Here is a 12984-nt window from a genome sequence, read left to right as displayed (position 1 = left end):
GAGCGCTTTATGACCGCAACCCGCAAAGCCTACCGTGCCGCCATCCTGCACAGCATCGCCGACCCGGCCGAGGTCGGCCTGGAGGCCTCCCATGAATACTACGAAGACGGCCTGCTGGTGGTCGACGATGGCCGCATCAGCGCCATCGGCCACGCCAGCGAGCTGCTGCCGACCCTGGATGCCGGTATCGACGTGGTGCATTACCAGGATGCCCTGATCACCCCGGGCTTCATCGATACCCATATTCACTTCCCACAGACCGGCATGATCGGCTCCTACGGCGAACAGCTGCTGGACTGGCTCAACACCTACACCTTCCCGTGCGAAAAACAGTTCGCCGACAAGGGCCACGCTGACCAGGTCGCGAAAATCTTCCTCAAGGAACTGCTGCGCAACGGCACCACCACGGCCCTGGTATTCGGCAGCGTGCACCCGGAGTCAGTCAACGCCCTGTTCGAAGAAGCCGAACGCCTCGACCTGCGGATGATCGCCGGCAAGGTGATGATGGACCGCAATGCCCCTGATTACCTGACCGACACGGCCGAGTCTGGTTACACCGAAAGCAAGGCACTGATCGAGCGCTGGCACGGCAAGGGCCGCCTGCACTATGCGGTCACCCCGCGTTTCGCACCGACCAGCACCCCAGCGCAACTGACCCTGGCCGGCCAATTGCTCAAGGAGCACCCGGGCGTGTACCTGCACACGCACCTGTCGGAGAACCTCAAGGAGATCGACTGGGTCAAGTCGCTGTTCCCCGAGCAGAAAGGCTACCTGGACGTCTATGACCACTTCGAGCTGCTGGGCGAGCGCTCGGTGTTCGCCCACGGCGTGCACCTGTGCGACGACGAGTGCCAGCGCCTGGCCGAAACCGGCTCGGCCGTGGCCTTCTGCCCGACCTCCAACCTGTTCCTGGGCAGCGGTTTGTTCAACCTGCCGCAGGCCGAGCGCTTCAAGGTCAACGTTGGCCTGGGCACCGACGTGGGCGCCGGCACCAGCTTCTCGCTGCTCAACACGCTGAACGAGGCGTACAAGGTCATGCAACTGCAGGGCGCACGCCTGCACCCGTACAAGTCGCTGTACCTGGCCACCCTTGGCGGCGCCCGCGCACTGCGCCTGGACGACCGCATTGGCAGCCTGCGCGCCGGCAACGATGCCGACTTCGTGGTGCTCGACTACAAAGCCACGCCGCTGTTGGACTACCGTATTCAGCAGTCCAACAGCATCGAAGAGACCTTGTTCGTGCTCACCACCCTGGGCGATGACCGCACTGTGCGCGAAACCTACGCCGCTGGGCGTTGCGTGCACCAGCGCTAAGGCTCTTTCGCCAGGCCCCGGTACAACGCGCCGCCGATCGCTGCCCCGATCAGCGGCGCCAGCCAGAACAGCCACAGCTGCTGCAGGGCCCAGCCACCGACGAACAGTGCCGGCCCCGTGCTACGCGCGGGGTTGACCGAGGTATTGGTCACCGGGATCGAGATCAGGTGGATCAGAGTCAGGGCCAGGCCGATGGCAATCGGCGCAAAGCCTGCCGGGGCGCGGGCATCGGTGGCCCCCATGATCACCACCAGGAACATCGCCGTCATCACCACCTCACTGACAAACCCCGCCCCCAGCGAATAACCGCCGGGCGAGTGATCGGCGTAGCCGTTCGACGCCAACCCCGATGACAACTCGAAACCGGCTTTGCCGCTGGCGATGAAATAGATCACCGCTGCCGCAAGGATGGCGCCAATCACCTGGGCGATGACGTAGGGCAGCAGTTCTTTGGCGGGGAAGCGCCCGCCCACCACCAGCCCGAACGACACGGCGGGGTTGAGATGACAGCCAGAGATGTGACCGATGGCGAACGCCATGGTCAGGACAGTGAGGCCAAACGCGAAGGCGACACCGAGAACGCCGATGCCAAGCGGGGAACTGGCTGCGATTACCGCACTGCCGCAGCCACCGAGGACCAGCCAGAAGGTGCCGATCAGTTCGGCCCCCATGCGTGTACCGAGGGACATGCTCATGAACCCTTTCCTCAAGAAGTTGAACGCAACGAATGCGCAAGCCCAACTGCTTGATGAAGGTTTGCTCACAAGAATTTAGCAGACGTTTGGTTTATGGCCAGTAACGACCAGGGGCCGCGTTGCGCCCCATTCGCAGCACAAGGCTGCTCCTACAAAGGATTGTGTAACCCCTGTAGGAGCAGCCTTGTGCTGCGAATGGGCCGCAACGCGGCCCCCTAGTTCATACAAGCAAACGATCAACCCTTGGCAGCAACCTTGGGCTTTTTCAACAGATGCGAAAACACCGCATGCAGATCGTCCGAGGCACTTTCTTCGTCCAGGTTCAGCTTGCTGTCGATGTGGTCCATGTGATGCATCATCAGGCTCACCGCCTGCTCGGCGTCACGCGCTTCGATGGCATCGATCAGCTGCATGTGCTCGTCGTACGAGCAATGCGAGCGGTTGCCGCTTTCGTACTGGGCAATGATCAGCGAGGTCTGCGACACCAGGCTGCGCTGGAAACTGACCAGCGGCGCATTACCCGCCGCCTCGGCCAGCTTCAAGTGGAATTCGCCAGACAGGCGGATGCCCGCGCCGCGGTCACCACGGGAGAAGCTGTCACGTTCCTCACGCACCATCTGACGCAGCTCGTTGAGCTGCTCAAGGGTAGCGTGCTGCACCGCCAGTTCGGTGATGGCGCGTTCAACCATGCGCCGCGAGAAGAATACTTGGCGTGCCTCTTCCACCGTCGGGCTGGCCACCACCGCACCGCGGTTGGGCCGCAGCAGCACCACACTTTCGTGGGCCAGGCGCGACAAGGCGCGACGGATGATGGTGCGGCTGACGCCAAAGATCTCGCCCAGCGCTTCCTCGCTCAACTTGGTGCCCGGCGCCAGACGCTGTTCGAGGATCGCCTCGAAAATATGCGCGTAGACGATGTCGTCCTGGGTACCGCTGCGCCCGGCCTTGCCAGCGCGCACAGGTTTTTTCAGAGGTTGCAGCTGTTCGTTCATGGGCTCTCGAGGCACGAAGGAAAGTATGGCGCCATTGTACACAGGCTGAGCCGTTTCTGCAGGTGGCCTTTTACCTATATAGCCGTTGTACGACGCATTGCGCACACAAAAGATAAAACATTATTTGCTTTCTTTGTACACAAAAGCATAATCCACCGTGCAACTTCCTGACCCATAAGTCAACAAAACGGTCAGGCGTCTGCCTTCCCTCGCGGAGCCGCCAAGTGCAAGCGCAGGACAATGGCTCCAAAACAACAAGAAAGACTTGAGGAGTACCCGCTGTGGAAAGCCGCAAATCCGAAGCCCCTACGCTGGATCTCGCCCCTCCGCTCGAAACGAGCTGGTTGGAGCGGATTTTCAAACTCAAGCAACATGGCAGCACTGTCAAAACCGAAATGATCGCCGGGGTGACCACCTTCATCACCATGGCGTACATCATCTTCGTCAACCCCAACATCATGGCTGACGCCGGCATCGACCACGGCGCGGCGTTCGTCGCCACCTGCATTGCCGCCGCGCTGGGCTGCCTGCTGATGGGCCTGTACGCCAACTGGCCGGTAGGCCTGGCGCCCGGCATGGGCCTGAATGCCTTCTTCACCTACACCGTGGTCGGCACCATGGGCTACAACTGGGAAACGGCACTGGGCGCGGTGTTCGTCTCGGGTGTGCTGTTCATGTTCCTGACCTTGTCAAAAGTGCGCGAGTGGCTGCTCAACAGCATCCCGCTGAGCCTGCGCCATGCAATGGGGGCCGGCGTCGGATTGTTTCTCGGGCTGATCGGCCTCAAGACTGCAGGCATTATCGTCGACAGCCCAGCCACGCTGATCAAACTGGGCTCGCTGCATGAACCCGGCCCACTGCTGGCGGCGGTGTGCTTCCTGTCGATTGCCATCCTCAGCTACAAGCGAGTGTTCGGCGCGATCCTGATCAGCATCATCGGCGTCACCCTGGCCGGCTGGGGCCTGGGCCTGGTGAAATTTGGCGGGGTGATGTCGATGCCACCAAGCCTGGCGCCCACCTGGATGGCCATGGATGTGGCTGGCGTGTTCAACGTCAGCATGATCAGCGTGGTGCTGGCGTTCCTGTTCGTGCACATGTTCGACACCGCCGGCACCCTGATGGGCGTGGCGCAACGCGCCAACCTGGTGGCGGCGGATGGCCGCATCGAAAACCTGTCGCGGGCGTTGAAGGCTGACAGTGCTTCCAGCGTGTTCGGTGCCGTGGTCGGCGTACCGCCAGTGACCAGCTATGTAGAAAGTGCTGCGGGGGTTGCGGCGGGTGGCCGTACGGGCCTGACTGCCGTCGTGGTCGGCCTGCTGTTCGTCGCCGCGATGTTCTTCGCGCCGCTGGCGGGGATGATTCCTGCCTATGCCACTGCCGGTGCGCTGATCTATGTAGCGATGCTGATGATGGGCAGCATGGCCCACATCCACTGGGACGAAGCCACCGACAGCATTCCGGCGATCGTCACGGTGATCATGATGCCGCTGACCTTCTCGGTCGCGGACGGTATTGCCCTGGGGTTCATCACCTATGTGGCGCTGAAGGCGGGGACTGGCAAGTACAAGGAAATCTCGGCCAGCCTGTGGGTGCTGTGTGCGATTTTCATTGCCAAGTTTGTGTTCCTCTGACACCCACTTGCACTCACAAGGGGCGCCTCGGCGCCCTTTTTTGGTGCCTCAACTGGCCTCTTCGCGGGCAAGACCCACAGGTTTGCTCCACTGCCCGGCAGAGCGACGCGATCTCTGTGGGAGCGGGCTCGCCCGCGAAGAGACCAGTTGAGGCAACACAAAAACACCAGACGAAAAAAAGCCCGCCAGTGTGAGAGCGGGCCAAAGGACCTACGAAGATTCTTCTAGCGACCAACTAGCTTCCGCGATAGGTCGAATAGCTGTACGGCGAGATCAGCAGCGGCACGTGGTAATGCTCCTGTTTCTCGTCGATACCAAAGCGCAGCACGACAACATCCAAAAACGCCTGGGCCGGCAGTTGCACACCGCGAGCGCGGTAGTAATCGCCAGCGCTGAACTGCAACTGGTAAACGCCCGTGCGGTAATCGTCACCCTGCAGCAACGGCGCATCAACACGGCCATCGCTGTTGGTCAGGGCGGTGTTCACCAGCTCCAGCTGTTGGCCTTCGACACGGTACAACTCGACCTTGATCGAGCTGCCCGGGCAGCCATGCGCGGCATCCAGTACGTGTGTGGTCAAACGTCCCATTGCTTGTCGCCTCTTGTTCAATCTGTGGGCAAAAAATACACGGCCATCATCACGCCAACCGGCCTGCGATGTGCGGGAATGACGTTATTAAGACATTCCATCGCCAAATTGTACACAATTTTTTGAACCCGTCTGTCGCGGCCCTAGCAAACCCGCCAACAGTCGCAAATACAGGCACCGTGCCGAGGGCAACGTCATTAGCTGACCAATCAGGCAGGTTTATTGCAAGGGATTCTCAGGCGACAAAAGGGAAGAAATGCGGAAAAACAGGCTTACAAAAGATTTCAGAAGTTGTATACAATCAGCCCATCCGGTGGTGCGACATACCGACGCGGCCCGCCCACCCCGCACTAACACACAAGAAGGAAGACTGCAGTGAGCGCTGACTATCCTCGCGACCTGATCGGTTACGGCAACAACCCACCTCACCCGCAATGGCCGGGCAACGCCCGCATTGCCCTGTCTTTCGTCCTCAATTACGAAGAAGGTGGCGAGCGCAACATCCTGCACGGTGACAAAGAGTCCGAAGCCTTCCTGTCCGAGATGGTCGCCGCCCAGCCGTTGCAGGGCCAACGCAACATGAGCATGGAGTCGCTGTACGAGTATGGCAGCCGTGCTGGCGTGTGGCGCCTGCTCAAGCTGTTCAAGGACAGCGGCGTTCCGCTGACCGTTTTCGCCGTGGCCATGGCCGCCCAGCGCCACCCGGATGTGATCCGCGCCATGGTCGAAGCCGGCCACGAGATCTGCAGCCACGGCTACCGCTGGATCGACTACCAGAACATGGACGAGGCCCAAGAGCGCGAGCACATGCTCGAAGCCATCCGCATCCTCACCGAACTGACCGGCGAGCGCCCTGTGGGCTGGTACACCGGCCGCACCGGCCCGAATACCCGCCGCCTGGTGATGGAGGAAGGTGGTTTCCTCTATGACAGCGACACCTACGACGACGACCTGCCCTACTGGGAGCCGAACAACCCCACCGGCAAGCCGCACCTGGTGATCCCCTACACCCTGGACACCAACGACATGCGTTTCACCCAGGTACAAGGCTTCAACTGCGGCGAGCAGTTCTTCCAGTACCTCAAGGACGCCTTCGATGTGCTGTACGCCGAAGGCGCCGAAGCGCCGAAGATGCTCTCCATCGGCCTGCACTGCCGGCTGGTCGGCCGCCCGGCGCGCCTGGCCGCGCTCAAGCGCTTCGTCGACTACGCCAAGAGCCATGACCAGGTCTGGTTCGCCCGTCGCGCGGACATCGCCCGCCACTGGCACACCACCCACCCGTACAAGAAAGAGAACGCCTGATGACCGCTTTCAAGACCCTCACGCCATCGACCCTGGGCCGCGACGCCTTCGTCGCCGCCTTCGCCGACATCTACGAGCACTCGCCGTGGGTCGCTGAAAAAGCCTATGGCCTGGGCAACCTGAGCGAGCTGGACGAGATCGAAGTGCTGCACCAGCGCATGAGCGACATCCTGCTCAGCGCCAACCACGCCGACCAGCTGGCGCTGATCAACGCTCACCCGGACCTGGCCGGCAAAGCCGCCATCCAGGGCGAGCTGACCGAATCGAGCACCAACGAGCAGGCCGGTGCCGGTATCCACCAGTGCACCGCCGAAGAGTTCGCCCGTTTCACCGAGCTCAACGACGCCTACAAGGCCAAGTTCCAGTTCCCCTTCATCATGGCCGTGAAGGGCAGCAACCGGCACCAGATCCTCGCCGCTTTCGAGAAACGCATCCACAACGACGCGGATGCCGAATTCAAGGAAGCCCTGGCGCAGATCAACCTGATCGCCCTGTTCCGTCTGCTGCAGCTGTAAGCAACAGCCGAACCTCATTCAGAAAACGAACAATAGAAGAGATAACCGCATGCGCACCCTGATGATCGAGCCCCTGACCAAAGAAGCCTTCGCCCCCTTCGGTGACGTGATCGAAACCGATGGCAGCGACCACTTCATGATCAACAACGGCTCGACCATGCGCTTTCACAAGCTCGCCACGGTCGAAACCGCCGAGCCTGAAGACAAAGCGATCATCAGCATCTTCCGCGCCGACGCGCTGGACATGCCGCTGACCGTACGCATGCTGGAACGCCATCCGCTGGGCAGCCAGGCTTTCATCCCGCTGCTCGGCAACCCCTTTCTGATCGTGGTCGCGCCCGTTGGCGATGCACCTGTATCAGGCTTGGTCCGCGCCTTCCGCAGTAACGGTAGGCAGGGCATCAATTACCATCGCGGCGTTTGGCACCACCCGGTGCTTACGATCGAAAAGCGGGATGATTTCCTGGTGGTTGATCGCAGTGGTTCTGGCAACAACTGCGATGAGCATTACTTCACCGAGGAACAGATGCTGATCCTCAATCCCCACCAATAAGAAAAGGTCGATCATCGTAAGGTGATCGGCAGAGGTACATACTGTGGAAGCACACCTTCACGAATGGCTGAACCTGAGCATTCGCTGGGTTCACATGATCACCGGTGTCGCCTGGATCGGTGCATCGTTCTACTTCGTCTGGCTGGAAAACAACCTGAACCGGAGCAATCCGCGTGACGGGCTGTCGGGTGACCTTTGGGCCATCCACGGCGGTGGTATCTACCACCTTGAAAAGTACAAGCTGGCACCCCCGAAAATGCCCGAGAACCTGCACTGGTTCAAATGGGAAGCCTACTTCACCTGGATGTCCGGTATCGCCTTGCTGTGCGTGGTGTTCTACTGGAACCCGACCCTGTACCTGCTGGCCCCTGGCAGCACCCTGAGCGGTGCCGAGGGCGTGGCCATTGGTATCGGTTCGCTGGTGGCCGGCTGGTTCATCTACGACCTGCTTTGCGACTCGCCGCTGGGCAAGCGCCCGGCATTGCTGGGTGGCGTGCTGTTCGTGCTGATCATCGCTGCGTGCTGGGGCTTCAGCCTGGTATTCAGCGGCCGTGGCGCATACCTGCACACCGGCGCGATCATCGGCACCATCATGGTCGGCAACGTGTTCCGCATCATCATGCCGGCCCAGCGCCAGCTGGTGGCAGCGATCGAGAACAACACCACGCCTGACCCACGCCTGCCGGCCAAAGGCCTGCTGCGTTCGCGTCACAACAACTACTTCACCCTGCCGGTGCTGTTCATCATGATCAGCAACCACTTCCCGAGCACCTACGGTAGCCAGTACAACTGGCTGATCCTGGCCGGCATTGCAGTGGCGGCGGTATTGATCCGTCACTACTTCAACACCCGTCATGACAGCAGCAAGTACGCCTGGACCCTGCCCGTCGGCGCCCTGGCGATGATCTGCCTGGCCTACGTCACCGGCCCCAAGCCGATGGCCGTCAGCCCTGAGCAAGCAGCCGCGAAGATCGAGTACCAACCGCTGCCCGCCACCGCCGTCGGCGGCAAGACGGCTGCCGAGCTGCGCGCCGAGGAGGCCAGCAAGCCCGCCGAAGCCCCTGCGGCACCGGCGCCAGCCACTGCCCAGGCAAGCGGCGACAGCTTCGACAAGATCCACAATGTCATCCAGGAACGCTGCACCGTGTGCCACTCGTCCAAGCCGACCAGCCCACTGTTCAGCGCCGCCCCTGCCGGCGTGATGTTCGACACCCCGCAGCAGATCCAGGCCCAAGCCGCGCGCATCCAGGCGCAAGCGGTCGCCAGCCAGATCATGCCGCTGGGCAACATCACCCAGATGACCACCGAAGAGCGCAAGCTCGTCGGTGACTGGATCGCCAAAGGCGCCCCGGTCAACTGACCCATCGGGCACACACCGCTCCCGGTGGGAGCGGGTTTACCCGCGAAGAGGCCGGCCTGTCCGGCCTCTGTTTCAAGGCAATACGCAACCAGCAAGCATCGAGCGCCCAGGCCTGCAGCCTGGCGCTTGGATCCGAGAATAAAAACAAAACTCGAGGTGCTGCATGTCCGAGTCACGCAAGGCGTACATTCCCGTTGCGCCGCCGCGTCAGCCTCTGCCCCTGTTCCAACTGATCCTGGTAGGCCTGCAACATGTGCTGTTGATGTACGGAGGCGCGATTGCCGTGCCTTTGATCATTGGCCAAGCCGCCGGATTGTCCCGTGAAGAAGTCGCCTTCCTGATCAACGCCGACCTGCTGGTCGCAGGCGTCGCCACCATCATCCAGTCGTTCGGTATCGGCCCGGTGGGCATCCGCATGCCCGTGATGATGGGCGCCAGCTTCGCTGCCGTCGGCAGCATGGTGGCCATGGCCGGCATGCCCGGCGTCGGCCTGCAGGGGATCTTCGGCGCGACCATCGCCGCCGGGTTCTTCGGCATGCTGATCGCGCCGTTCATGTCCAAGGTCGTACGCTTCTTCCCGCCCCTGGTTACCGGTACCGTCATCACCTCGATCGGCCTGTCGCTGTTCCCGGTCGCGGTCAACTGGGCCGGTGGCGGCCATGAGGCAGAAGCCTTCGGCTCGCCCATCTACCTGATGGTCGCAGGCCTGGTACTGGCCGTGATCCTGCTCATCAACCGCTTCATGCGTGGCTTTTGGGTCAACGTTTCGGTGTTGGTGGGCATGGGCCTGGGTTACATCCTCGCAGGCTCCATCGGCATGGTCGACCTGACCGGCCTGAAAGACGCACCGTGGCTGCAAGTGGTCACCCCACTGCACTTCGGCATGCCGACCTTCAGCCTGGCACCGATCCTGTCGATGTGCCTGGTGGTGGTGATCATCTTCGTCGAGTCCACGGGCATGTTCCTCGCCCTGGGCAAGGTGACCGATCGTGAAGTCACGCCTGGCATGCTGCGTCGCGGCCTGCTGTGCGATGCCGGCGCGTCGTTTGTCGCGGGCTTCTTCAACACCTTCACCCACTCCTCGTTCGCCCAGAACATCGGCCTGGTGCAGATGACCGGGGTACGCTGCCGCTACGTCACCGTGGTGGCCGGTGCGCTGTTGATCCTGCTCAGCCTGCTGCCCAAAGCGGCCTTCTTGATTGCTTCAATCCCGCCTGCGGTACTGGGCGGCGCGTCCATCGCCATGTTCGGCATGGTCACCGCCACCGGGATCAAGATCCTTCAGGAAGCAGACATTGGCGACCGTCGCAACCAGCTGCTGGTTGCGGTGAGTGTCGGTTTCGGGCTGATCCCCGTGGTACGCCCGGAGTTCTTCGCACAGATGCCGCAGTGGATGGAACCGATCACCCACAGTGGCATCGCCATGGCCACGGTCAGCGCCCTGGTGTTGAACGTGCTGTTCAACATCCTCGGGGGTGCCGACCGCGCGGCGCATAACGACGCCTGTCACCAACACTGAGCCAGAGGGGGCGGCGCAATGGCCGCCCCTGACTCACACCCGCAGTAACCGCTACACCGTCGGCCCGCCGGAATGGGCCGCTCGGGGCGCCCCTGCGCGCTAAAAAAACCGCCAACAAAAACAATAAGTCCGGGAATCACGACATGAAGCGCATCACCACGTCCCTGTTATTGGGCAGCAGCCTGCTGGCCACCCTCCCCTCGCATGCAGGCGAATGGCTGCAATGGCACGGCGAAAGCCTGAGCTACCTGTACGGCAAGGACTTCAAGGTCAACCCTGATATTCAGCAGACCATCACGTTCGAGCACGCCAACAAATGGAAGTACGGCGACACCTTCATGTTCGTCGATAAGATTTTCTACAACGGCAAGGCCGACCGCAGCAAAGGCGTGACCACCTACTACGGTGAGTTCAGCCCACGCCTGTCGCTTGGCAAGATGACCGGCCATAAATTCGAATTCGGCCCGATCAAAGACGTGCTCATCGCCATGACCTACGAGCGTGGCGAAGGCGACAACGAGGCTTACCTGATCGGCCCCGGCTTCGACCTGGCCGTCCCCGGCTTCAACTACTTCACCTTGAACTTCTACGTGCGCAACACCGAGGGCAGCCGACCCGGCGACAACGTCTGGCAGATCACCCCGGCCTGGTCGTACACCATTCCCGTGGGCAGGTCCGACATCCTCATCGACGGCTACATGGACTGGGTCGTGGACAACGACCAGACCCGCCGTGGCACCTACCACGCCAACTTGCAGTTCAACCCGCAGGTCAAGTACGACCTGGGCAAGGCCCTGAACCTGGGTGCCAAGCAGCTGTACGTGGGCTTTGAATACAGCTACTGGAAGGACAAATATGGCATCGACAGCCGTGGCAATGTGGACAGCAACCAGAGCGTTGCAAGCGCCTTGATCAAAGTCCATTTCTAATAACCTGACCAAACGCACAAGTTTGATTCACACCGCTCCAGGACGGAGCACTTGAGGACCGGCGCGCAAGCCAGTAATCTGCGCGCCCCCTCGATCAGGGCAGAACGGATTCTGCCTGCGTTTACTGACCGCTCAGTCAATGAATACGGGCGGTTGGCCAACGTGTTGCCAGCCTGAAAGACCCTTTTCATCCGTTCAGAACGAAGTCGAGCAGGAAGGTTGTGCCAGCCCGGAAAAGTTGGCTCAGCTCTTGCCAAACAGCTGTGGCCTATCGAAAAAAGCTGACTCAAAAGACAAAAACAGCGCCAACACCGAGCGCTGACAACAGATCAATCAAGGGAGCGACACTCGCAATGCGTACCATCAACAGCCTGATCCTCGCCGGCGGCCTGCTGGCCTGCGGCACCACCTTCGGCGGCGACCTGCTGCAGTGGCAGAACAACAGCCTCACCTACCTGTGGGGCAAGAACTTCAAGGTCAACCCCGAGATCCAGCAAACCGTGACCTTCGAGCACGCCGATGGCTGGAAGTACGGCGACAACTTCATTTTCGTCGACAAGATCTTCTACCAAGGCAAGAAAGACGCGGGTAACGGCCCCAACACCTACTACGGTGAAATCAGCCCACGCCTGTCGTTTGGCAAGATCTTCGACCAGAAGCTGGCGTTTGGCCCGGTAAAGGACGTGCTGCTGGCGATGACCTACGAGTTCGGCGAGGGTGATACCGAGTCCTACCTGATCGGCCCGGGCTTCGACCTGGACATCCCAGGCTTCGACTACTTCCAGCTGAACTTCTACCAGCGCACCACCGACGGCAGCCGCGCAGGCGACAACGTCTGGCAGATTACCCCGGTCTGGTCCTACACCATTCCAGTCGGCTCGTCCGACATCCTCATCGACGGCTTCATGGACTGGGTGGTGGACAACGACGAGAACCGTCGCGGCAACTACCAAGCCAACCTGCACTTCAACCCACAGGTCAAATATGACCTGGGCAAGGCGTTGCACCTGGGTGAGAAGCAACTGTATGTCGGTTTTGAATACGATTACTGGAAGAACAAATACGGCATCAAGGACTCCGACGCCTTTACCACTGACCAAAACACAGCGAGCTTCTTGGTAAAAGTACACTTCTAAGCCGCTGAAACGTGACAGCGTTGCTAACCGGTGACGCTGTCACGCACTAAGTTGTAAGAGACTTCTTACAAGCTTTTAGGAGAAAACCTACCTAATAAATAACTTGCCTTGTAGGTCAAAATAACCCCAGCGGGCAGAATAATACCCACTATCACCAATGCCATCTCCACCTGATGGTGCTCAAGCATCTGCATGATATCCACCACCAGCATCACCACACTGATGGTCAGCGCCACGCCGAACATCGCGCAGCCCTTGTAGAGCGCCTGCACGTCTATCCCGCGCAGCAGGAAGCCAAAGCCCAAGCTTACCCAGGCAATCGCCGTGATCAGATACAACGCCAAGTGATAGGCGTCGTAGGTCAATACATTGCCGAACATGTGCACACCTCCCCATCAAGTCTGTAAGCGACAGTGGCTAACTATAATTCTGACTTTCTCTGTGCGCAC

Annotated in this window: 13 protein-coding genes; 9 read left to right on the top strand and 4 right to left on the bottom strand. The window is 60.7% G+C overall.

Annotated elements, in window-relative coordinates; translation table 11 throughout:
- The first annotated feature begins 9 nt into the window (after nt 1-9).
- On the top strand, nt 10-1314 hold the full coding sequence (gene guaD, locus QOS90_RS06045) for a guanine deaminase (protein ID WP_027592951.1): 1305 nt from the start codon (nt 10-12) through the stop codon (nt 1312-1314).
- Here guaD and aqpZ read toward each other — a convergent pair.
- The gene (gene aqpZ / locus QOS90_RS06040; RefSeq protein ID WP_027592952.1) at nt 1311-2009 is read right to left on the bottom strand and encodes an aquaporin Z; all 699 of its coding nucleotides are present in this window, start codon (nt 2007-2009) and stop codon (nt 1311-1313) included. The two genes, guaD and aqpZ, sit on opposite strands and share 4 nt — an antisense overlap.
- A gap of 236 nt (nt 2010-2245) precedes the next feature.
- Nucleotides 2246-3001, bottom strand: a complete 756-nt coding sequence (locus QOS90_RS06035) for a GntR family transcriptional regulator (protein WP_027592953.1) — start codon at nt 2999-3001, stop codon at nt 2246-2248.
- A gap of 281 nt (nt 3002-3282) precedes the next feature.
- On the opposite strand from QOS90_RS06035, the gene QOS90_RS06030 reads away from it, so the two are divergent.
- Nucleotides 3283-4632, top strand: coding sequence for an NCS2 family permease (locus QOS90_RS06030; RefSeq protein ID WP_085272529.1), 1350 nt, complete (start codon nt 3283-3285; stop codon nt 4630-4632).
- A gap of 235 nt (nt 4633-4867) precedes the next feature.
- On the opposite strand, the gene uraH is transcribed toward QOS90_RS06030, so the two are convergent.
- A complete protein-coding gene (gene uraH / locus QOS90_RS06025; RefSeq protein WP_027592955.1) occupies nt 4868-5221 on the bottom strand; it encodes a hydroxyisourate hydrolase in 354 nt (117 codons plus the stop codon).
- A gap of 375 nt (nt 5222-5596) precedes the next feature.
- Between uraH and puuE the strand changes: the two genes are divergently transcribed.
- From puuE to QOS90_RS05990, 7 genes are all read left to right on the top strand, one after another.
- The gene (gene puuE, locus QOS90_RS06020) at nt 5597-6523 is read left to right on the top strand and encodes an allantoinase PuuE (protein WP_027592956.1); all 927 of its coding nucleotides are present in this window, start codon (nt 5597-5599) and stop codon (nt 6521-6523) included.
- Nucleotides 6523-7038: a 2-oxo-4-hydroxy-4-carboxy-5-ureidoimidazoline decarboxylase gene (gene uraD / locus QOS90_RS06015; protein ID WP_027592957.1), complete on the top strand. Its 516-nt coding sequence runs from the start codon at nt 6523-6525 to the stop codon at nt 7036-7038. The genes puuE and uraD overlap by 1 nt, the downstream gene beginning before the upstream one ends.
- Before the next feature lie 49 nt (nt 7039-7087).
- Nucleotides 7088-7591 (top strand): ureidoglycolate lyase, encoded by a 504-nt coding sequence (locus QOS90_RS06010; RefSeq protein ID WP_027592958.1) that lies wholly within the window; start codon nt 7088-7090, stop codon nt 7589-7591.
- A gap of 43 nt (nt 7592-7634) precedes the next feature.
- On the top strand, nt 7635-8951 hold the full coding sequence (locus QOS90_RS06005) for a urate hydroxylase PuuD (RefSeq protein WP_027592959.1): 1317 nt from the start codon (nt 7635-7637) through the stop codon (nt 8949-8951).
- Between the two features lie 163 nt (nt 8952-9114).
- Nucleotides 9115-10470: a nucleobase:cation symporter-2 family protein gene (locus QOS90_RS06000; RefSeq protein WP_027592960.1), complete on the top strand. Its 1356-nt coding sequence runs from the start codon at nt 9115-9117 to the stop codon at nt 10468-10470.
- 143 nt (nt 10471-10613) lie between these two features.
- On the top strand, nt 10614-11399 hold the full coding sequence (locus QOS90_RS05995; protein ID WP_085272528.1) for an outer membrane protein OmpK: 786 nt from the start codon (nt 10614-10616) through the stop codon (nt 11397-11399).
- A 353-nt stretch (nt 11400-11752) separates the two neighbouring features.
- Nucleotides 11753-12535: an outer membrane protein OmpK gene (locus tag QOS90_RS05990; protein WP_085272527.1), complete on the top strand. Its 783-nt coding sequence runs from the start codon at nt 11753-11755 to the stop codon at nt 12533-12535.
- 65 nt (nt 12536-12600) lie between these two features.
- Here QOS90_RS05990 and QOS90_RS05985 read toward each other — a convergent pair whose 3' ends face one another.
- Nucleotides 12601-12915, bottom strand: a complete 315-nt coding sequence (locus QOS90_RS05985) for a hypothetical protein (RefSeq protein WP_085272526.1) — start codon at nt 12913-12915, stop codon at nt 12601-12603.
- Between the last annotated feature and the right edge of the window lie 69 nt (nt 12916-12984).

The sequence above is a fragment of the Pseudomonas sp. LAIL14HWK12:I10 genome (genome assembly GCF_900184205.1).
Taxonomy (GTDB): domain Bacteria; phylum Pseudomonadota; class Gammaproteobacteria; order Pseudomonadales; family Pseudomonadaceae; genus Aquipseudomonas; species Aquipseudomonas kermanshahensis.
This window is presented reverse-complemented; position numbering and strand designations above follow the sequence as displayed.

What these genes read in the sequence shown, in the direction of transcription:
- QOS90_RS06035 (WP_027592953.1), bottom strand. Translation starts at nt 3,001, where the DNA reads ATGAACGAACAGCTGCAACCTCTGAAAAAACCTGTGCGCGCTGGCAAG.
- QOS90_RS05995 (WP_085272528.1), top strand. Translation starts at nt 10,614, where the DNA reads ATGAAGCGCATCACCACGTCCCTGTTATTGGGCAGCAGCCTGCTGGCC.
- QOS90_RS06010 (WP_027592958.1), top strand. Translation starts at nt 7,088, where the DNA reads ATGCGCACCCTGATGATCGAGCCCCTGACCAAAGAAGCCTTCGCCCCC.
- QOS90_RS05990 (WP_085272527.1), top strand. Translation starts at nt 11,753, where the DNA reads ATGCGTACCATCAACAGCCTGATCCTCGCCGGCGGCCTGCTGGCCTGC.
- uraH (WP_027592955.1), bottom strand. Translation starts at nt 5,221, where the DNA reads ATGGGACGTTTGACCACACACGTACTGGATGCCGCGCATGGCTGCCCG.
- aqpZ (WP_027592952.1), bottom strand. Translation starts at nt 2,009, where the DNA reads ATGAGCATGTCCCTCGGTACACGCATGGGGGCCGAACTGATCGGCACC.
- QOS90_RS05985 (WP_085272526.1), bottom strand. Translation starts at nt 12,915, where the DNA reads ATGTTCGGCAATGTATTGACCTACGACGCCTATCACTTGGCGTTGTAT.
- QOS90_RS06000 (WP_027592960.1), top strand. Translation starts at nt 9,115, where the DNA reads ATGTCCGAGTCACGCAAGGCGTACATTCCCGTTGCGCCGCCGCGTCAG.
- uraD (WP_027592957.1), top strand. Translation starts at nt 6,523, where the DNA reads ATGACCGCTTTCAAGACCCTCACGCCATCGACCCTGGGCCGCGACGCC.
- guaD (WP_027592951.1), top strand. Translation starts at nt 10, where the DNA reads ATGACCGCAACCCGCAAAGCCTACCGTGCCGCCATCCTGCACAGCATC.